Source organism: Kutzneria kofuensis (assembly GCF_014203355.1).
Lineage (GTDB): Bacteria > Actinomycetota > Actinomycetes > Mycobacteriales > Pseudonocardiaceae > Kutzneria > Kutzneria kofuensis.
Genome location: NZ_JACHIR010000001.1, coordinates 4,074,583 through 4,092,882, shown reverse-complemented (window position 1 = coordinate 4,092,882; position 18,300 = coordinate 4,074,583). Strand labels below are relative to the sequence as shown.

Below are 18,300 nucleotides of genomic sequence, written 5' to 3'. Positions count from 1 at the left end.
CTCAGCCTCCCCCGGCAAGGTAGGCGTTGATGGTCGCACGGCCGACGCCCGCGGCCACGGAACTGCCGGTCGCGGCGAGGCCGCGGTCACCGCCGTTCTCCACGACCACGCACACGGCGATCTGCGGGTTGTCCGCCGGCGCGAACGCCACGTACCAGGCGTGCGGCGGCGTGTTCTTCGGATCGGTGCCGTGCTCGGCGGTGCCGGTCTTGGACGCGATCTTGACGTTGGCCTGCTTGCCGCCGCCCGCGGTGTGCTGCTCGGACAGCAGCATCATCTGCTTGACCTGCTCGGCGACGTCCTTGGACAGCGCCGGGCCACCCGGGGCCTCCTGCGCCGAGAACGTGGAGATCGGCGACATGTCCGGGGCCAGGATGTTCTTCACCAGCTGCGGCTGCATGCGCACACCGCCGTTGGCGATGGTCGCGGCCACCATCGCGTCCTGCAGCGGGGTCAGCTTCACGTCCCGCTGCCCGATGCCGCTCTGGAAGAGCGCCGCCTCGTCCGGGATGGAGCCGACGGTCGAGGTGGCCACCGGCAGCGGCACGGTCAGGTCGGTCTGCCCGATGCCGAACTTGGCCGCCTGCGCGATCAGGTTGTCCTTGCCGACCTTGCCGGCCAGCGTGGAGAACGCGGTGTTGCAGGAGTACTCGATGGCGATCGACACCGAGACCTGGCCGTTCGTGCTTTCGGGGCAGGTCTCGTTCGCGAAGTTGGACAGCGTGGTGCTGGTGCCCGGCAGCGTGATCGTCGGATCGGCCGGCAGGTTCTTGGTGTTCGCGTCGTCGATGCCGTTGGCCAGCGCCGCCGACGCCACCACCAGCTTGAACGTGGAACCCGGCGGCAGCGTCTCCTGGGTGGCCCGGTTCAGCGCCGGCTTGTTCGGGTCGTCGTCCAGCTTGGTGATGGTGTCGCGCTGGGTGGTGTTGTCGTGCGCGGCCAGCGGGTTCGGGTCGAACGACGGCGTGCTCACCATCGCCAGGATCTCGCCGGTCGACGGCTTGATCGCGACCACGGCGCCGGTGAAGTTCTTCGCCGTCATGCCGGCGTAGGCGGCGTCCTGGGCCTTCGGGTCGATGGTCAGCTGCACGTTGCCGCCGCGCGGGTCCCGGCCCGTGATCAGGTCGGACAGCCGGCGCACGAACAGCTTCGACGACGAGCCGTTGAGCACGTCGTCCTCGGCCCGCTCGATGCCGGTGGCGCCGAAGATCGACGAGTAGTAGCCGGTGACCGGCGCGTACTCGGGGCCGTTCTTGTACACCCGCAGGTAGTGCTGGGCGTCCTTGGTCTCCACCGAGTTGGCCAGGATGGTGCCGGAGGCGCTGACGATCTGGCCGCGCTGCCGGCCGTACTCCTCCATCACGCTGCGCCGGTTCGCCGGGTTGTTCGCGTACGTGTCGGCGTTGATGACCTGCACGTACGTGAGGTTGGCCAGCAACAGCAGGACCATCACCATCATGGTGAGGCCGACCCGGCGAAGTGGCTTGTTCACGTCGGTCGCTCCACGAGGACGGTGCTTGCCTCGGCGATCGGCGCCTGCGGCTTGGGACGGCTGGCCTGCGGGCGGCGCGCGGCGTCGGAGATCCGCAGCAGCAGCGCCACCATGATGTAGCTGGCCAGCAGGGACGAGCCGCCCGCGGACAGGAACGGCGCGGTCAGGCCCGTCTCCGGGATGAGCTTGCTGATGCCGCCGATGACCACGAACATCTGCCACATCAGCAGGAAGGACAGGCCGCCGGCGAGCAGCTTGCCGAAGGTGTCGCGGACGGCCAGGCCGCTGCGCAGGCCCCGCATCGCCAGCATCATGTAGACGATCAGCATCGCGGCCAGGCCGATGAAGCCCAGCTCCTCGCCGAACGCGGACACGATGAAGTCGCTGCTGACCACCGGCACCAGCTCCGGGTGGCCGGCGCCGAGCCCGGCGCCGGCGATGCCGCCGCTGCCCAGGCTGAACAGCGACTGCACCATCTGGTAGCCGTCGCCCTGCGCGTCGGCGAACGGGTCGAGCCAGTTCGCGAAGCGCGTCTGCACGTGTGTGAACAGCCGGTAGGCCAGCGTGGCGCCACCCATGAACAGCACTACGCCGATCCACACCCAGGCGGATCGCTCGGTGGCCAGATAGACCATGGCCAGCACCGTGCCGAAGAACATCAGCGAGGCGCCGAGTTCGGTCTCGATCATCAACACCAGGATCGCGACCGCCCACGCGATCAGCAGCGGCCCCAGGTCCCGCGGCCGGGGCAGTTCGAGGCCGAGGAACTTGCGACCGGCGATGGTGAACAGGTCCCGCTTGGCCACCAGGAACGCGGCCACGAACAGGATGATCAGCACCTTGGCGAACTCGCCGGGCTGGATCGACACCGGGCCGATGATGATCCACAGCTTGGCGCCGCCGACGCACGAGATGCTGCACGGCAGCACGCCCGGCAGCACCAGCAGCACCAGGCCGACCAGGCCGAAGGTGTAGCCGTAGCGGGACAGCGTGCGGTGGTCCTTCACGGCCCACAGCACCGCGACCATCGCGGCCAGCGACAGCGCGGTCCAGATCAGCTGCTTGGGGGCGGCGTTGGAGTAGCCGTGCCCGGCCTGGAAGGCCTGCTGGGCCAGCGGCGTGTCCAGCCGGTACAGCATGGCGATGCTCAGGCCGTTGAGCAGCGACGCGCACGGCAGGATCAGCGGATCCGCGTACGGCGCGAGCTTGCGCACCGCCAGGTGCGCCACCCCGAACAGCGCCGCGTAGCCGGCGACGTAGAACAGCACCTCCGGCTTGAGGGTCTGGAACTGGTTCTCCGAGATCAGCACGAACGCGAGCGCGACCAGCCCCGCAACGAAACCGAGCAGCGCGAGCTCGGTGCCGCGGCGGGTCGGTGTGGCGGGCGACGACCCCGGCGCACTCATGTGCGTCGTCGCCGCGCCCAGTACACCGGGCGGGAGGGCCATCAGCCCACCTTCCTACAGTTCTTGCCCGGCTGCTGCGGTGCGCTGGTCAGCGTGGGTGCCGTGGTAGTCGTCGACGTGGGGCCGGCGCCACCCGGCGCACCAGACGCGCTGGTGCCCGCCGCGGCGGTCGTGGTCGTGGACGTGCCCGTGGTGGCGGTGTCCGCGGTGCACGCCGGCAGCAGCGCGCCCAGCCACAGCCGCCGCACCGCCTCCCGCGCGCCGTCCACACCCGGCTTCTCCGGGATGACGCCCTTGCGCACGTCCTCCCGCGCCGACTCCTGGAGCATGTCCAGCGTCAGCGAGTTGCAGCCGGCCTCCTGCGGGTCCAGGCACGAGCTCTCCGCGACCCGGTGCAGCGGAATGCCCAGCACCGGGCCCCCGCGCACACCCTCGAAGATCGCGACATGGTTGTCCTCGGTGGCGCCCACGTAGTACTGGCCGAGCACCCACCACACGGTGCCGCCCGCGCCCAGCCCCAGCACGATCAGGACCGCCACGATCCAGACGAGTAACCGGACCCGCTTGCGATTCCTCGCCTTGGGGTCCGGTGTCGGTGCTACCTGCGCCATTGGCTGTGGCGGTGGCGTCCGTGGCGCGGTTATCGCGCCGGCGCGGGACGCCGGTGAATCCGGCGGCGGTTGGTCGTTGCTGCCGTCCCCGGCGGCCCCGCCGACGATCGGCGCGTCGTCGCCGTAGTCGACGTCCACCACGTCGGCGATGATCACCGTCACGTTGTCCGGGCCACCGGCCTTGAGCGCCAGCTCGATCATCCGGTCCGCGCAGGCCTGCGGGTCCGGGATCAGGATCGCCTCGGCCAGCGTCTCGTGGCTGACGTACGAGCACAGCCCGTCCGAGCACAGCAGGTACCGGTCGCCGGCGCGGGCCTCGCGGACGGCCAGACTCGGCTCCACCTCGTGGCCGGTCAACGCGCGCAGCAGCAGCGAGCGCTGCGGGTGCACGTTGGCCTCCTCCTCGGTGATCCGGCCCTCGTCGATCAGCGACTGGACGAACGTGTCGTCGTGCGTGATCTGGGTGAACTGGCCGCCGCGCAGCAGGTAGGCCCGCGAGTCGCCGACGTGCACCAGGCCGAGCCGGTTGCCGGAGAACAGCACCGCGGTCAGCGTGGTGCCCATGCCGTCGAGATCCGGGTCGTGCGACACCAGCTCGGCGATGGCGCCATTGCCCTCCAGCACCGCGCCGCGGAGCTGGTCGAGCAGGTCGTCGCCGGGCTCGTCGTCGTCGAGCGGGGCCAGGGCGGCGACAACCACCTTGCTGGCCACCTCACCGGCGGCGTGGCCGCCCATGCCGTCGGCAAGGGCGAGGAGACGCGGGCCCGCGTACACGGAGTCCTGGTTGTTGGCTCGAACCAGGCCCCGGTCACTGCGGGCGGCGTAGCGGAGGACGAGGGTCATGTGCGCAGCTCGATCACTGTCTTGCCGATGCGGATCGGGGCACCGAGCGGGACCCGGAGGGGTGCCGTGACCTTCGCCCGGTCTAGGTATGTTCCGTTCGTGGAGCCAAGATCCTCCACGTACCAGTCGCTGCCTCGCAGCGACAGCCTCGCGTGTCTCGTCGAGGCGAAATCGTCGTCGAGAACGAGGGTCGAGTCGTCGGCCCGGCCGATCAGGATCGGTCTCCCGTCAAGTGAGATGCGGGTGCCCGTGAGCGCCCCATGAGTGACAACGAGCTGCCGAGCCGTCTTCCCCTTGGCCGGTTGCTTGCCACCCTTGCGGAACCCGCCGGGCACCGCGACTCTCAACCCCGACGCGGCATAGATGTCTGATCGGACCACGCGCAGCGCGGCCAGCACGAACAACCAGAGCAGGGCGAGAAACCCTGCTCTGGTCAGCTGCAACACCAGCTCTGGCACCTGTAGTGACCGCTCCTGCCTGACCTCGTACCCGCCCGCGACCGCCTCAGCCCTGCGTGCGGAACACGAGTGACGAGTGGCCGACCCGGACGACGTCGCCGTCCGCGAGCTGCCAGGTCTGCACCGGAGTGCCGTTCACCGTGCTGCCGTTCGTGGAGCCGAGGTCCGCGAGCATCGCACTCTGACCATCCCAGGTGATCTCCAGGTGCCTCCTGGAGACCCCCGTGTCGGGCAGCCGGAAGTCCGCGTCCTGGCCGCGACCCACCACGTTGCCGCCCTGCTTCAGGTTGTACGTGCGGTTCGAGCCGTCGTCCAGCTGAAGCATCGCGGTGATCTGGCGGGGGCCCGGCGGCGGGCCGGGAGGGGCGCCGTACGGGTCCTGCTGGCCGTAGCCGCCCTGCTGCCCGTACTGGTCGTAGCCGCCGCCCTGCTGGGGGTAGCCGCCCTGCTGGCCGTACGGGTCGTAGCCGCCGCCCTGCTGCGGATAGCCGCCGCCCTGCTGCGGGTAGCCCTGCTCGTAGCCACCACCCTGCTGGGGGTAGCCCTGCTCGTAACCGCCACCCTGCTGCGGATAGCCGCCGCCCTGCTGCGGGTAGCCCTGCTCGTAACCGCCACCCTGCTGCGGGTAGCCGTGCTGGTCGTAACCGCCACCCTGCTGCTGGCCGTACTGGTCGTACCCGCCGCCTTGCTGCGGGTAGCCGCCCTGCTGCGGGTAGCCCTGGTCATAGCCGTAACCCTGCTGACCCTGGTGCTGACCGTAGGGGTCCTGCGGGGGGTACTGGCCTGGTGGCTGGCTCATGGATCGGTCTCCTGCGGTGCGAGGTGGTGCTGGCCGTCGTACGTCAGGGTCGACGGACGAGTTGGTTCGGAACTGTCCCGTGTGCAGCGCGTCGGAGCGCTCCAGGGAGACTACGACGTCACCATAGGTATCCCATCCGTGCTCTGCGAGGTGCTCGCGAACGCAGTCCTCGAGCAGCTCCCGTATGCGCTGTTCGTCCTGCTCCGCGCCCGCCAAACGGTCGTGGTCCGCTGCACCGAGCAGCACCCGGTAACTGTTCGGCGCAAGCAGCCTGTCACCGGCGAGCTCCTTGACGTTCAGCTCGGCCTCGCGTTGCAGCGACTGTGCCACCTCCTGCGGCACCACGCTGCCGCCGAACACGCGTGCGAAGGCGTTGCCCACAGCGCCCTCAAGGCGGCGCTCGAAGCGCTGCACGCGTCCCACGGCTGTTCCTCTCGCTACGGACTTCCTGACTCGATCGTATCCGGGCCCGCGAGGTGCGACACGGCCCAATTAGGAGACCGAGCCACACCCGTGCTACTGTTTCTCCCGTCACCGAGGGCGAGTGGCGGAATGGCAGACGCGCACGGTTCAGGTCCGTGTGTCCGAAAGGACGTGGGGGTTCAACTCCCCCCTCGCCCACTCGAAAGTGGGGCAGCCCCGTTTCCTGCAAGCAGGAAACGGGGCTTTCTCGTTGTGTTTTGTGGGGCTCTCGCCCCACACCCCAAGGCAGGGAGGGCTTCGCCCCCCTGCACCCCCAAGATGGGGTGGCGGGCCCCTGAGCTGGGCGTCTGGTTGTGCGCCCCTGATCCGCCCGATGCGCATCGCCTCATTCTTCGGCGCGCTGACGTGCGCTTTTTCGGTTAGTTGGCATCCGCCATCCAAAATGCGGCCCGTTGCCACCTCGCGAACCTACTAATGGGTGATGTCGGTCACTTATTGATGGGTGGGGTGGGGGCGGTGGCCTGCTTGGGGAAGGTGGGATTGGACCTGGCGAGGACGCGCTGCCAGGCGGCCCAGGGGGAGGCGGCGGCCCGCCAGCCTGGGGAGGACAACTCGAGTGGACCATCCGGGACGGGCTCGGGGCGCAGGGCCAGGACGGGCGAGGTCGACGTTGGGTGCATGAGGCAGCGCGGAGCGTGTGGATCGGTGACGGTGAGACCGGCCGCGTCGAAGTAGCGGACGTGATGTCCGTCGCCGGGCAGACCGAAAAGCGGGTGCAGAAGCAGACGAGCCACCCGACCGAGTGACGGTTGGCCGGCCCACTCGACGTGAGTGGTCTCGCAGCCGCGGGACCACGGGACGAGCCACAGGGCGTCGCCGAAGATGCAGGCGCGGCGGAGCAGCGCGCTGTTCAGGGCGGCGGGGCCCGGAGAGCGGTGCCGGGTGTCGAGGGCGGACCGCTCGGCGTCGGTGAGCGGCGTGGGGTCGTTGCCGAGCCAGCGGAGCTCGCCCATGTCGACCAGGGACTCGGCGAAGGCGAGAGCGGCGGTCCACTGGCGGTAGGACACGTTCGAGAGGTGGACCGCCGCCGAGACGTCGTCGACGAGATAGAGCTCGACGTGGCGGCGGTGCAGGCGGGCGCGGAGGCCGGGGACGCCCAGTAGCTCGTCGGGGGTGATGCGGGGCATCAGCTCGACGAGCAGCGGGCCGAGGGCGCCGCCCTCCAGGTGCAGGACCAGCTCGTGGGCGTGCGGACGGACCATCCGGAAGACGCGGGCCGGGCGGAGGAGATCCGCCGGCATGCGCAGGTGCAGATAGTTCACCGCGCGGCCGGCGGCGGTGAGAATGCCCGACTCCAACTCCCGCTGGCCCTCCGTCGGGGCGTCGGCCAGCATCGTGCGGCGGACGTGGGTCGGCGGCGGGGTCAGCTCGTCGTCGCCGAACAGCCGGCCCACGTTGTCGTTGTCCAGGATCGCGTGCAGCTGCGCCCGGTCGTCCGGGGCGAGCTGCTGGACGCCCGAGGTGACCGTGGGCAGCAGGCTCGAATCGGTCTCGCCGGTGTACATGCGGCGCAGCAGCGCCAGGCGTCGGACCAAGGACATTCGGTGTGGCATCGGGAACCTCGCTCCCTCACCGCCCGGCTCGGCGAAGGCGCGTGGCAACTTTCGACGAGTGCGCAAGAAGCAGTGGGCCGAGTGACCCTTCGGCGATCGCCCCACCCGCAAGCCGGGTGCGGGTACGGAAGGTTGACCGGCCTGGCATCCGTGAATGCCGGTGACGGACTGTACCGGTTCGGTCAGCTGGATTGTCCACGCCCATGCCGACCGTTCGTCGCAGCGCGGGCCCGTCGCCGTGCGACGAACGGTCGCCGTTCACCCGTCCGGCGGCCTGCGCGGCTGGTCAGCGGCCTGCCTTCCACCACTCGCGTGAACGCTACCGGGGCCCGATTCCTGCGCAGATGCACGTGCATCGGCCTGGGAACGACCACTGACCGACCGCCGACCGTCCGGCGGAGCCGTTCACACGAACGGCAGCACCGCCGGGCCGAAGTCCCATTCCGGGCTGGCGACCGGTCACCGACCGCTTGTTGCCGCCAACCGCACACAGCGGCGTACAGCTGAATCCGCGCCGGTCAGACCTGGTACTCCAGTAACCGGAAGAAATCGCGACGGCCCAGTCGTCGAGGCTGATGAGGAGGCGAAGTTCGTGAGCCGCTCCGCTGGCAACACGGCAGCAGTCCACAAGAACGCCAAGACCCTGCCGTCGCGCGCGGTCCCCGCGGTCGAACTTCCGGCGCCGTCCGAAGAACTCGCCGCCAAGGCGGTCGAACGGCTCGGTTGGAAGGGCGTGCTGCTGCCGCAGCTGACCCTGCTCGGCCGCAAGGTCTTCGTGGTCGCCGAGCTCCTGCCCGACGCGCACGCCGAACGGCTGTGCTTCGGCGTCGGTCCCGTCGTCGACCGCACCACCGTCGCCACCTGGGTGTGGCCCGAGCTCGCCGGCAAGGTGCCGCCCGCCGCCGTGCGCATCGTCGGTGTGCTCGCCGTCGCCAAGCACTGGCGCACCGGCCTCGCCTCCGCCGTCCCGTTCGCGTTGCACGGCGACGCCGCGGTGGTGCTGCCCTCCTCCGTCGCGCTGACCGACGACTACCTCAGCAACTGCCTGCCGCGGGCCCGCCGCTACGGCCTGTCCATCGTCAGCGCCGACCCCGACGGCACCGTCTCCATGGACCTGGCCGGCACCCCGGAGCACGTCAGCCTCGACCAGACCGCCGTCACCCGCTGGGTCAACGAGGTCGTCTACGAGCAGGTGCTGGCCACCGCCAGCTGAACTAGTGTCGGACCACATGCGCGTAGTGATCGCCGGCGGGCACGGCCAGATCGCCCTCGAGCTGGAGCGGCTTCTCTCCGCCCGAGGTGACAGTCCGGTCGGGTTGGTGCGCAACCCCGCCCACGCCGACGACCTTCGCGCCGCCGGCGCCGAGTCCGTGGTGTGCGACCTGGAGTCCATCGCGGCCGACGAGCTCGCCGGCCACCTCAAGAACGCCGACGCCGTCGTCTTCGCCGCCGGCGCCGGGCCCGGCAGCGGGACCGACCGCAAGGACACCGTCGACCGCGCCGCCGCCGTGCTGCTGGCCGATGCCGCCGTGCTCGCCGGGGTTCGCCGCTACCTGCTCGTGAGCTCCATGGGCGTCGGCCGACCGCTCGCCGCCGGCTCCGACGAGTCGTGGGCCGCGTACATGGCCGCCAAGACCGCCGCCGAGGAGGCGGTGCGTGGCTACGACCTGGACTGGACGGTGCTGCGTCCCGGTGGACTCACCAACGACGCGCCCACCGGTCGGGTGCGGCTGGAGACTCCGTCGACGATGCGGGGCACCATCAGCCGTGCCGACGTCGCCGCCGTGCTGGTCTCGCTGCTCGACGCACCCGCGACCGCCGGCCTCACCCTGGAGTTGATCGCCGGCGACGACCCCATCCCGGACGCCGTGGTTGCCACCCGCTCCTAGACCTGCCAGGTCCCGACCGGACCCGTCCTTAGCCAAAACAGCCCCCGACCCATCCCTGGGGGGCGTCCCCACGGCCAGTCTACCCGCGACCCGGTGTAGTTGATCTTCACTGGAGGTTGCCTGTGGATAACTCGGCGAGTTGTGGACAAGCGTTTGCGTAGGGCTTGAGCTGCGGGAATGGGGCAGGTTTAAAGCCTCACGGGGCGGGTTGCCCCCATGACCGAAAGTCACGGAGCGCCGAGGACGGTGTCCAGATAGGCATTGCGGAACACGCCGTTGGGGTCGACCTTGGCCCGCACGGCGCGGAACTCCTCGAACTTCGGGTACCGCTGGGCCAGCACGGAGGCGTCGAGGGTGTGCATCTTGCCCCAGTGCGGCCGCCCGCCGACGGCGCCGGCGATCTTCTCGAAGCAGTCGAAGTACTCCCGGAAGGGCATGCCGACGTACTGGTGGATGGCGATGTACGCGCTGTCCCGGCCGTAGGCGGTGGACAGCGGAATGTCGTCGGCGGCGGCGACCCGGACCTCGACGGGCACGATCACCGGGTGCCGCAGGCGGGGGATCGCGGCGCGGAACTCGCGGAGCACGTCGTGCAGTGATTCACGTGGAACGGCGTACTCGGTCTCGACGAACCGGACCCGCCGGGGCGTGGTGAACACACGGAACGAGTGGTCGCTGTAGGACCGCTCCGACCACAGGGACGCGCAGACGCGGTTCAGGGTCGGCACCACGGACGGCACGGCCCGGCCGAGCTTGCACACGAGGCCGAAGGCGCTGTTCTCCATCACCTCGTACTCGTAGAACTGCCGAGCCCTCGACAGCGGCGCGATCGACGCGTCCGCGGGCAGCCGCACGTTGTGCTTGACCTGCACCCGGTCGCTGTGCGGGAACCAGTGGAACTCGACATGGTCCTCGGAGTCGCACATGTCGCCGAACTTCTCGAGGATCCCGTCCAAGGGCTGCGGGAACTCCCGGGCACGCAGGGCGAACGCCGGCACGCACTGCAGGGTCACGGTGCTGATCACGCCCAGGGCGCCGAGGCCGACGCGGGCGGCGCTGAACAGGTCGGGGCGCTCGTCCGGGGAACACGTCACGACGGAACCGTCGGCCAGCACCAGTTCCAGGGCCCTGACCTGGGTGGACAGGCCGCCGAGCTTGGCGCCGGTGCCGTGGGTCCCGGTGGAGATGGCGCCGGAGATCGTCTGCGCGTCGATGTCGCCCAGGTTGGCCATGGCCAACCCGAGCCGGTGCAGCTCGGCGTTCAACCGGTGCAGCGGCGTGCCGGATCGCACGGTGACCAGGCAGTTCTCCAGGTCGGCGCGCACGACGCCGGACCACTCGCCGAGGTCGATCGCGACGCCGTCGGTGGCGGCGATGCTGGTGAACGAGTGGCCGCTGCCCCGCGGCCGGACCGTGAAGCCGTCCTTCGCGGCGACGGTCACCGCCTCGGCGATCTCGCTCACGTCACGCGGCCTCGCCACGTGCACCGGCTGCGACCGTGCGGTACCCGCCCAGTTACGCCACGGCGCCGGGCGTGCCGTATCGGTGCCCAACCGGAGACGTCCGACCATCGCTGTCCTCCGCGACCCTGTGATGCGCTGCACACAAGCTAGGTGAAAAGTATTCACATTTCAATGCGTCCCGACGTACCGTTCAACTGTGTCACCGCAGCAGCAGCGCGTCCGGTTCGACTCCGCGACCGAGGGCTTCGATCCGCCGTTCGCCCTGGTCGACCTGGACGCCTTCGATCACAACGCCACCGAGCTGGTGCGCCGGGCCGGCGGCACGCCGATCCGCGTCGCCAGCAAGTCCGTGCGCTGTCGCGCGCTGCTCGAACGCGTGCTGGCGGTGCCGGGATACGCCGGCCTGATGACCTACTCGCTCGCCGAGGCGATGTGGCTGTTCGCCGAGGGCACGTGCGACGACCTGCTGGTCGGCTACCCGACCACGGACCGGGCGACGCTGCAGAAGCTCGCCGTCGACGAGGCGGCCCGCGGCGCGATCACGATCATGGTCGACTCGGTGGACCACCTCGACCTGGTCGACGACGCGCTCGGCCCGGGCCACCCGGACATCCGGGTCTGCCTGGAGCTCGACGCGTCCTGGCGACCGCTCAACGGATCGCGCCGCCTGCACGTCGGCCCGCTGCGCTCGCCGGTGCACACCGCGGCCCAGGCGACCGAGCTGACCAGGCGAATCATCGACCGACCGGGCTTCACACTGGTCGGGATCATGGCTTACGAGGGGCAGATCGCCGGCATCGGCGACGCACCGCCCGGCAACCCGCTGCGCGGCATGGCGGTGCGGTGGATGCAGGGGAAGTCGGCCGCCGAACTGGCCGAACGGCGGGCGGCGGTGGTGGCGGCGGTTCGCGCGCTGGCCCCGCTGGAGTTCGTCAACGGCGGCGGCACCGGCAGCCTCGAACTGACGTCCGCCGAGAAGTCGGTCACCGAGGTCGCGGCCGGATCCGGCCTGCTCGGGCCGACCCTGTTCGACGGCTACCGGTCGTTCCAACCGAGGCCGGCGGCGCTGTTCGCGCTGCCGGTGGTCCGCCGCCCCGGCCCGAACGTGGCGACGCTGTTCACCGGCGGCTATCCGGCGTCCGGGCCGATCGGCGAGGACCGGCTGCCCTCGCCGTACCTGCCGGCGGGGCTGAAGCTGACCAAGCTGGAGGCGGCGGGCGAGGTGCAGACGCCGGTCACCGGCAAGGCCGCCGACCGGCTGCGGATCGGTGACCGGGTCTGGATGCGGCACGCCAAGGCCGGCGAGCTGGCCGAGCGGTTCCGCGAGTTCCATCTGATCCGGGGCTACCAGGTGGAGCGCTCGGCCCCCACCTACCGGGGCGAGGGCCAGGCGTTCGGCTGAGTCACTCGGGGTCGCCGAGCCGGGTCGACAGATAGCCCTTGATCAGGGCCTTCGCCTCGTCGACCACCACCTGGTCACCGCGCTCGTTGCGGCGGAAGGCGAACTTCAGCACGCCGTCCGCCGCCTCGATGGCGACCGCGACCGGCAGCTGGAGCTCCTCCATCGAGCGGCCGAACCGCTCGGAGATCAGCGCGGCCAGCCCCTCGGCGATGACCGCGTTGTTGTCCTTGCCCTCGTCGAGCAGCCGGGTGTCCACCACGTCGCCGAAGTGCAGCCGGCTGAACGCGGGCACCGAGCGGTGCATCTCCACGTACACGTCGAACATCGAGTCGACGGCGTCCCACCAGTGCTCCAGCTCGGCGGAGTCGAAGCGCTGCACCACGTTGGCCATGAAGCGTTCGAGGTTGCGCAGGGTCAGTGCCTGCACGACCGCGCGCTTGTCCGGGAAGAACTGGTAGAGCGAGCCGACCGCGACGCCGGCCCGCTCGGCGATCAGCGTGGTCGTCACGCCGTCGTAGCCCAACTCCTCGATCAGCGAGGCGCACGCCTCGAGCATGCGCTCCACCCGCTGGGCACTGCGCTGCTGGACGGGCTTGCGACGCAGCGGACCCACGTCGGTGGTCAGGTCGGCGGACACGCGGACTCCTTGGCTGACGGCTGTGGCAGGCATTCTCGCCCGTGACGGGTGCGTGGCACTTCCCTGTGACCCCGCGCACGCCTACGATCCGAACAAATTTCATGTCTACTCGGCGGTAGTGCAAGTCTCAGAGGTGGTGCCATGAGCGAGCCCGTCCTCCCATCCTTCCCCGATGACTTCCTCTGGGGGGTCTCCACCTCGGCTTATCAGGTGGAGGGTGCCGTCTCTGAGGGTGGCAGGGGCAGGTCGGTCTGGGACACGTTCTGCGAGACACCCGATCGGGTGTTCTCCGGGCAGAGCGGCGCGGTGGCCTGCGATCACTACCACCGCTACCCGGAGGACATCGGCCTGCTGCGCGACCTCGGCGTCGGCGCGTACCGATTCTCGATCGCCTGGCCGAGAGTGCAACCCGAAGGCACCGGCGCGGTCAACGCCGAGGGCCTCGACTTCTACGACCGGCTGGTGGACACGCTGTGCGAGGCCGGCATCACGCCGGTCGCCACCGTTTACCACTGGGACACCCCGCAGCCGATCGAGGACGCCGGCGGGTGGCTCAGCCGGGACACCGCCAAGCACTTCGCCGAGTACGCGTCGATCGTCGGGAACAAGCTGGCCGACCGGGTGCCGATGTGGATCCCGATCAACGAGCCGATGGTCACCACGGTCTACGGCTACGGCATCGGCCAGTACGCGCCCGGCCAGTTCCTGCTGCTCGACGCCGTGCCGACCGCCCACACCCAGAACCTCGCGCACGGCCTCGCGGTGCAGGCGCTGCGGGCGGCCGGAGCCAGGCAGATCGGCACCGCCAACAACCACGGCCCGATCTGGCCGGCCGCCGACGTGCCCGGCGACCACGAGGCCGCGGCCCGGGCGAGCGACCTGATCAACTGGCTGTTCGCCGACCCGGTGCTGGCCGGCACCTACCCGGAGTCGATGCACCCGCTGCTGCCGCCGGGCTTCGCCGACGACCTGCCGACGATCAACACCCCGATCGACTTCTACGGCGTCAACTACTACGAGCCGACCCAGGTCTCCGCCCCGTCCGAGGGCAACCCCTTGCCGTTCGACCTCGGCGAGGTCGAGGGTTACCCGATGACGACCAACGGGTCGCCGGTGGTGCCGGACGGGCTGCGCCAGTTCCTGGTCCAGCTGCGGGAACGGCACGGCGACCGGCTGCCGCCGGTGCAGATCACCGAGAACGGGTGCAGCTTCGACGGCATCGACGACCGGGCCCGGATCGACTTCCTCGCCGAGCACCTGCGGTCGCTGCGGCTGGCCATGCACGAAGGCGTCGACGTGCGCGGCTACTTCGTGTGGTCGCTGCTGGACAACTTCGAGTGGTCCAAGGGCTATCAGCCCCGGTTCGGCCTGGTCGACGTCGATTACGAGACCCAGCGACGCACCCCCAAGGCGTCCTTCACCTGGTACCGGGACCTGATCAGAGGTGAGCACTGATGGCGCAGGCCGCTGAGGTCGACGGGCCGGGACCGTTCGACGACGAACCGGGCGCGCTCACCGAACCCGTCGTTCGGGTGCGCGGTGGCTGGACCACGCTGCTGTTCCTGGCCAACCTCGGCCTGTGGCTGGCCATCTACGCGCCGATCCAGGTGCTGCTGCCCGAGCAGGCGCAGCTGCTGGCCAGCGCCGACAAGGAGGCGGTGTTCAGCATCGTCACCGGCATCGGCGCGCTGGTGGCACTGATCGCGAACCCGGTGATCGGCGCGCTGTCCGACCGGACCTGCTCGCAGTGGGGCCGGCGGCACCCGTGGACGCTGGCCGGCTCGGTGCTCGGCGCCGTCGGCCTGGTCGTGCTCGCGATCGCGCCGAACGTCGTGATCATGGTGATCGGCTGGTCGCTGGTGCAGGCCGGGCTGAACGGCATGCTGGCCAGCCTCACCTCGGCGCTGCCCGACCGGGTGCCGGTCGAGCAGCGGGCCGAGGTCGGCGGCTTCATCGGCATCAGCCAGATGCTCGGCACGGTCGCCGGCGCCGCGCTGGTGTCGGTGGTGATCACCAGCCTGGCCGGCGGCTACGCCGCGTGCGCGGTGCTGGTCGTGCTCGGCGCGCTGGCCTTCGTCCGGTTCACGCCGGACGCCGTGCTGCCGAGGCGGTTCCGGCCCGGCGGCGGCCTGCGGCAGATGATCGGCGCGCTGTGGATCTCCCCGGCGAAGTACCCGGACTTCGGCTGGGGCTGGGGCACCCACTTCATGGTCAACCTCGGCAACGCGCTCGGCACGCTCTACCTGCTGTACTTCCTCGCCGACGCGGTGCACTACCAGGGCGACCCGGTGGACGGGCTGCTCATCCTGATGGTGCTCTACGGCATCGCGCTCACCATCGGCGCGCTGGTCGCCGGCAAGATGTCCGACAGCTCCGGCCGGCGCAAGCCGTACGTGGTCGCCTCCGCCGTGGTGATGGCCGCCGCCGCCGTCATCCTGGCGATCTGGCCGACCTGGGTGGCGTCGCTGATCGCCTCCCCGCTGCTCGGCGTCGGCTTCGGTGTCTACTGGGCGGTCGCGCTGGCCGTGCTCACCCAGGTGCTGCCGGCCGCGTCGAACCGGGCCAAGGACGTCGGCGTGATCAACATTGCGAACGCGTTGCCGCAGGTCATCGCACCCGTGGTGGCCGGCCTGGCGCTGCAGATGGCCGGCGGCTACGCCGCGCTGTTCGTGCTGTCCGCGATCGCGACGATCGCCGGCGGCGTGATGGTGACCAGGATCAAGGCCGTGAGCTGAGAGGCACGGGCTTAGAAGGGGCCGAGCTGCGCGCGGAACGCGCGCCATGAACACAGACCGGTTGAGGTGCCTGTCCGGGGAAAACAGGCACCCCAACCGGGGTTGGTGGCCGCGGACCGTCACCGGTTCGGGGTTGGCGCTCGGCGCCACTCAGCGCCGGCCCGCGGAAATCTGTGGAGTTATTTGGCCAGCGACCCGGTACGTCGCGGTCGGGGGTTCGGACGTCCCCGGGTCGCCGGCCGGTGGCGGAGGATCAGCGTTCCCGGGTCGGGGTGTCCGGGAAGCCGACGCCGCCAGCTAGTGGGCCACCGCAACCGTGCTGCGGTGACGAGACCCGCGCGGCGCCGGTGCGGGCTGCTGCGGGCTGAGCATGTGTCGGGCCGGTCGCGGCGCGAGTCCGCCGGCGACCAGGTGTTCGTACGCGGCGCGCCACACCGAGCACGGCGACTTCTGCTGCCGCCACCGGGTGGAGCACTCCGGGCAGTTGCCCTTCTCGTCGGGTTCGTGCGCGGCCAGCAGGGCACGCCAGCCGTCGGTCAGCCGGGGCAGTTCGGAGCGGGCGACGGAGAGCAGGGACGGCGCGTCCGCGCGGTTGGCCAGCTCGGACAGCATGTCCAAGCGTTCCCACACGGCGTTGCGGAGCACCTGGCCGAGTATCTCGTCCACCTGTACGTCACCGTCACCTTTCCGCCTGGTCGGCGGCCTCGCGCAGGACCGTCCGCAGCTGGCCGAGCTGGCCTGCGGACAGGACCGCGGTCTCCCCAGGAGGGCCCATCAGGACCACCCTGCCCTTGTCCACCACAACCGTCAGGTGCCGTTCCCGGTTCACCACGTCGCTGCAATGGACCTGCCATGCGCGCCGCCCGTCGAGAGCGCCTGCGGTCTGGTCGGCGACCCCGTCCGGGGTGAGCCCCTGGACTCGTCCGATCAGTTCCACCTGCTGTGTCCCTCCGTGTGCAGCCGCTTACGGAAAACTAGATTGCGACGACATCAAACGTTGTGGGGCGTCACAGCGCTGATCGGTGGGAGATGCACGATGAGCGGTCGGCCGGGTTCGGTGCGACCGATCAGCCTCGCCGATCAGCACTTCTCGGCCGGGCAGAGCAGCCCTTACTCTTCGGAGGACGCCCAACGGACCGTGAGGGGGCGCAATTGAACACCATCGGTTCCCAGAGCTCGCCCGTTACGCCGGACAACTGGGAGCGCCAGGAGATGCGCGACGCGCTGGCCGGCCGGGACATCAGCTCGGTCTACCGGCAGCTGCGTCGCGTCGGCGTGTCCCAGCGGCAGATCGCGGCGCTGACCGGCCAGTCGCAGTCCGAGGTCTCGGAGATCCTCAAGGGTCGCCAGGTCATGGCCTACGACGTGCTGGCGCGCATCGCGGACGGACTCGGGGTCCCGCGCGGCTACATGGGCCTCGCCTACGACGAGGCGACGGCGCTCAAGGTCGCCGGCTCCGTCGACGAGGCCGAGCAGCGCGAGGACGAGGAGGTCAAGCGCCGCCGCTTCCTGCAGCACGCCGCCTCCGTCACAATGGGCGCCCAGGTGCTCGGCCCGGACAGCGGCGCGTGGGTGCCGACCGCGGCCCAGACACCGACGCCGAACCGGATCGGCACCACCGACGTGCGGCAGATCGAGGCCGCGACCAGGGCGCTGCGCTCGCTGGACTACCAGTACGGCGGCGGGTTCTGCCGGGACGCGGTGGTCGCCCAGCTGTCCTGGACCCGGCAGCTGCTCGAGGTGGAGGCGGCCGAGCCGGTCAAGCACCGCCTGTTCAAGGCGGTCGCCGACATGCACAGCCTGGCCGGCTGGACCTCGTTCGACACCGGCCTGCTGGACTCGGCCCGCACCCACTTCGCTAAGGCGCTGGAGCTGGCCAAGATGGGCGGCGACAACGGCCTGGTGGCCAACATCCTGTACCGGATGGGCCGCGTCTACCTGCACAACGACGCCGCCGGCGAGGCGTTGAAGATGTTCCAGCTGGGCCAGATCGCCGCCCAGGGGTCCGGCTCCGCGCTCACGGTCGCGGTGCTGTGCGCCAACGAGGCGTGGGCCTACGGCATGCTGGACCGCCCCGACCAGGTGCAGCGCATGATCAGCCGGACCCGCGACGAGTTCGAGCGGGCGCAGAGCGAGGAAGCGCCGAGCTGGGTCAAGTTCTTCGACGTCAACGACCTGCACGGGATGATCGGCTCGGCGCTGTCGGCGCTGAGCAAGTTCGAGGACAACCGCGTCAAGTACGCGCCGCTCGCGGTGAACGAGCTGATCAAGTGCACCGAGGGCTACGAGAGCAACATGCAGCGCACCCACGTCTTCGGACTGAGCATGCTGGCGGAGAACCACATGCGCGTCGGAGACGTAGACCAGGGTGTGAAGATCGGCAACCACGCCATGAGGCTGGGTGAGTCGATCAAGTCCAAGCGGATCTCGGACCGGTTGATGCCGCTCCAGCTGGAGGCCGCTCGGCGCAAGAACAACTCGGCGGCGCTCGACCTCGCCGAGCGGATCAAGGTGTATCGGACGGTATGA

At 70.2% G+C, this 18,300-nt stretch carries 16 protein-coding genes and 1 tRNA gene; 7 read left to right on the top strand and 10 right to left on the bottom strand.

Annotated features, from left to right (window positions below):
* Nucleotide 1: 1 nt before the first annotated feature.
* The 5 genes from BJ998_RS18875 to BJ998_RS18855 are packed head-to-tail and all read right to left on the bottom strand — an operon-like array spanning nucleotide 2 to nucleotide 6,032.
* The gene (locus BJ998_RS18875) at nucleotides 2-1,492 is read right to left on the bottom strand and encodes a peptidoglycan D,D-transpeptidase FtsI family protein (protein ID WP_184863447.1); all 1,491 of its coding nucleotides are present in this window, start codon (nucleotides 1,490-1,492) and stop codon (nucleotides 2-4) included.
* On the bottom strand, nucleotides 1,489-2,940 hold the full coding sequence (locus BJ998_RS18870) for an FtsW/RodA/SpoVE family cell cycle protein (protein ID WP_184863445.1): 1,452 nt from the start codon (nucleotides 2,938-2,940) through the stop codon (nucleotides 1,489-1,491). The genes BJ998_RS18875 and BJ998_RS18870 overlap by 4 nt, the downstream gene beginning before the upstream one ends.
* On the bottom strand, nucleotides 2,940-4,352 hold the full coding sequence (locus BJ998_RS18865) for a PP2C family protein-serine/threonine phosphatase (protein ID WP_184863443.1): 1,413 nt from the start codon (nucleotides 4,350-4,352) through the stop codon (nucleotides 2,940-2,942). Before BJ998_RS18865 ends, BJ998_RS18870 begins: the two co-directional genes overlap by 1 nt.
* Nucleotides 4,349-4,810: an FHA domain-containing protein FhaB/FipA gene (locus BJ998_RS18860; RefSeq protein WP_184863441.1), complete on the bottom strand. Its 462-nt coding sequence runs from the start codon at nucleotides 4,808-4,810 to the stop codon at nucleotides 4,349-4,351. Before BJ998_RS18860 ends, BJ998_RS18865 begins: the two co-directional genes overlap by 4 nt.
* Nucleotides 4,811-4,856: 46 nt before the next feature.
* Entirely contained in the window at nucleotides 4,857-6,032 is a 1,176-nt protein-coding gene (locus BJ998_RS18855) for an FHA domain-containing protein (RefSeq protein WP_184863439.1), read from the bottom strand.
* A gap of 115 nt (nucleotides 6,033-6,147) precedes the next feature.
* Here BJ998_RS18855 and BJ998_RS18850 point away from each other — a divergent pair.
* Nucleotides 6,148-6,230, top strand: a tRNA-Leu gene (locus tag BJ998_RS18850).
* 290 nt (nucleotides 6,231-6,520) lie between these two features.
* Here the strand turns inward: BJ998_RS18850 and BJ998_RS18845 are convergent.
* Nucleotides 6,521-7,645 carry a hypothetical protein gene (locus tag BJ998_RS18845; protein WP_184863437.1) on the bottom strand — a complete coding sequence of 375 codons (1,125 nt, stop codon included), beginning with the start codon at nucleotides 7,643-7,645 and terminating at the stop codon, nucleotides 6,521-6,523.
* Between the two features lie 592 nt (nucleotides 7,646-8,237).
* Here BJ998_RS18845 and BJ998_RS18840 point away from each other — a divergent pair.
* Both BJ998_RS18840 and BJ998_RS18835 read left to right on the top strand, forming a co-directional pair.
* Nucleotides 8,238-8,858, top strand: a complete 621-nt coding sequence (locus BJ998_RS18840; protein WP_184863435.1) for a hypothetical protein — start codon at nucleotides 8,238-8,240, stop codon at nucleotides 8,856-8,858.
* A gap of 16 nt (nucleotides 8,859-8,874) precedes the next feature.
* Complete coding sequence (locus tag BJ998_RS18835; RefSeq protein WP_184863433.1) at nucleotides 8,875-9,534, top strand: NAD(P)H-binding protein; 660 nt, start codon at nucleotides 8,875-8,877, stop codon at nucleotides 9,532-9,534.
* 227 nt (nucleotides 9,535-9,761) lie between these two features.
* Here the strand turns inward: BJ998_RS18835 and BJ998_RS18830 are convergent, their stop codons facing one another.
* Entirely contained in the window at nucleotides 9,762-11,105 is a 1,344-nt protein-coding gene (locus BJ998_RS18830) for a D-arabinono-1,4-lactone oxidase (protein ID WP_184863431.1), read from the bottom strand.
* Nucleotides 11,106-11,193: 88 nt separating this feature from the next.
* Here BJ998_RS18830 and BJ998_RS18825 point away from each other — a divergent pair, with 88 nt between their 5' ends.
* Nucleotides 11,194-12,399, top strand: a complete 1,206-nt coding sequence (locus tag BJ998_RS18825) for an amino acid deaminase/aldolase (RefSeq protein WP_184863429.1) — start codon at nucleotides 11,194-11,196, stop codon at nucleotides 12,397-12,399.
* 1 nt (nucleotide 12,400) lies between these two features.
* On the opposite strand, the gene BJ998_RS18820 is transcribed toward BJ998_RS18825, so the two are convergent.
* A complete protein-coding gene (locus BJ998_RS18820) occupies nucleotides 12,401-13,069 on the bottom strand; it encodes a TetR/AcrR family transcriptional regulator (RefSeq protein ID WP_184863427.1) in 669 nt (222 codons plus the stop codon).
* A gap of 108 nt (nucleotides 13,070-13,177) precedes the next feature.
* Here BJ998_RS18820 and BJ998_RS18815 point away from each other — a divergent pair, with 108 nt between their 5' ends.
* Together BJ998_RS18815 and BJ998_RS18810 are read left to right on the top strand one after the other, a co-directional pair.
* Complete coding sequence (locus BJ998_RS18815) at nucleotides 13,178-14,491, top strand: GH1 family beta-glucosidase (protein WP_184863425.1); 1,314 nt, start codon at nucleotides 13,178-13,180, stop codon at nucleotides 14,489-14,491.
* On the top strand, nucleotides 14,491-15,771 hold the full coding sequence (locus BJ998_RS18810; protein ID WP_184863423.1) for an MFS transporter: 1,281 nt from the start codon (nucleotides 14,491-14,493) through the stop codon (nucleotides 15,769-15,771). Before BJ998_RS18815 ends, BJ998_RS18810 begins: the two co-directional genes overlap by 1 nt.
* A gap of 297 nt (nucleotides 15,772-16,068) precedes the next feature.
* Here the strand turns inward: BJ998_RS18810 and BJ998_RS18805 are convergent, their stop codons facing one another.
* A complete protein-coding gene (locus BJ998_RS18805) occupies nucleotides 16,069-16,437 on the bottom strand; it encodes a hypothetical protein (RefSeq protein ID WP_184863422.1) in 369 nt (122 codons plus the stop codon).
* A gap of 13 nt (nucleotides 16,438-16,450) precedes the next feature.
* Nucleotides 16,451-16,708, bottom strand: a complete 258-nt coding sequence (locus BJ998_RS18800) for a hypothetical protein (protein WP_312890197.1) — start codon at nucleotides 16,706-16,708, stop codon at nucleotides 16,451-16,453.
* Nucleotides 16,709-16,923: 215 nt separating this feature from the next.
* Between BJ998_RS18800 and BJ998_RS18795 the strand changes: the two genes are divergently transcribed.
* The gene (locus BJ998_RS18795; protein ID WP_512699328.1) at nucleotides 16,924-18,300 is read left to right on the top strand and encodes an NsdA family TPR-like regulatory protein; all 1,377 of its coding nucleotides are present in this window, start codon (nucleotides 16,924-16,926) and stop codon (nucleotides 18,298-18,300) included.

Bases quoted from the DNA above. Each gene is read 5' to 3' on its own strand.
- BJ998_RS18835 (WP_184863433.1), top strand. From the start codon at position 8,875: ATGCGCGTAGTGATCGCCGGCGGGCACGGCCAGATCGCCCTCGAGCTG.
- BJ998_RS18865 (WP_184863443.1), bottom strand. From the start codon at position 4,352: ATGACCCTCGTCCTCCGCTACGCCGCCCGCAGTGACCGGGGCCTGGTT.
- BJ998_RS18870 (WP_184863445.1), bottom strand. From the start codon at position 2,940: ATGGCCCTCCCGCCCGGTGTACTGGGCGCGGCGACGACGCACATGAGT.
- BJ998_RS18845 (WP_184863437.1), bottom strand. From the start codon at position 7,645: ATGCCACACCGAATGTCCTTGGTCCGACGCCTGGCGCTGCTGCGCCGC.
- BJ998_RS18815 (WP_184863425.1), top strand. From the start codon at position 13,178: ATGAGCGAGCCCGTCCTCCCATCCTTCCCCGATGACTTCCTCTGGGGG.
- BJ998_RS18830 (WP_184863431.1), bottom strand. From the start codon at position 11,105: ATGGTCGGACGTCTCCGGTTGGGCACCGATACGGCACGCCCGGCGCCG.
- BJ998_RS18820 (WP_184863427.1), bottom strand. From the start codon at position 13,069: ATGCCTGCCACAGCCGTCAGCCAAGGAGTCCGCGTGTCCGCCGACCTG.
- BJ998_RS18810 (WP_184863423.1), top strand. From the start codon at position 14,491: ATGGCGCAGGCCGCTGAGGTCGACGGGCCGGGACCGTTCGACGACGAA.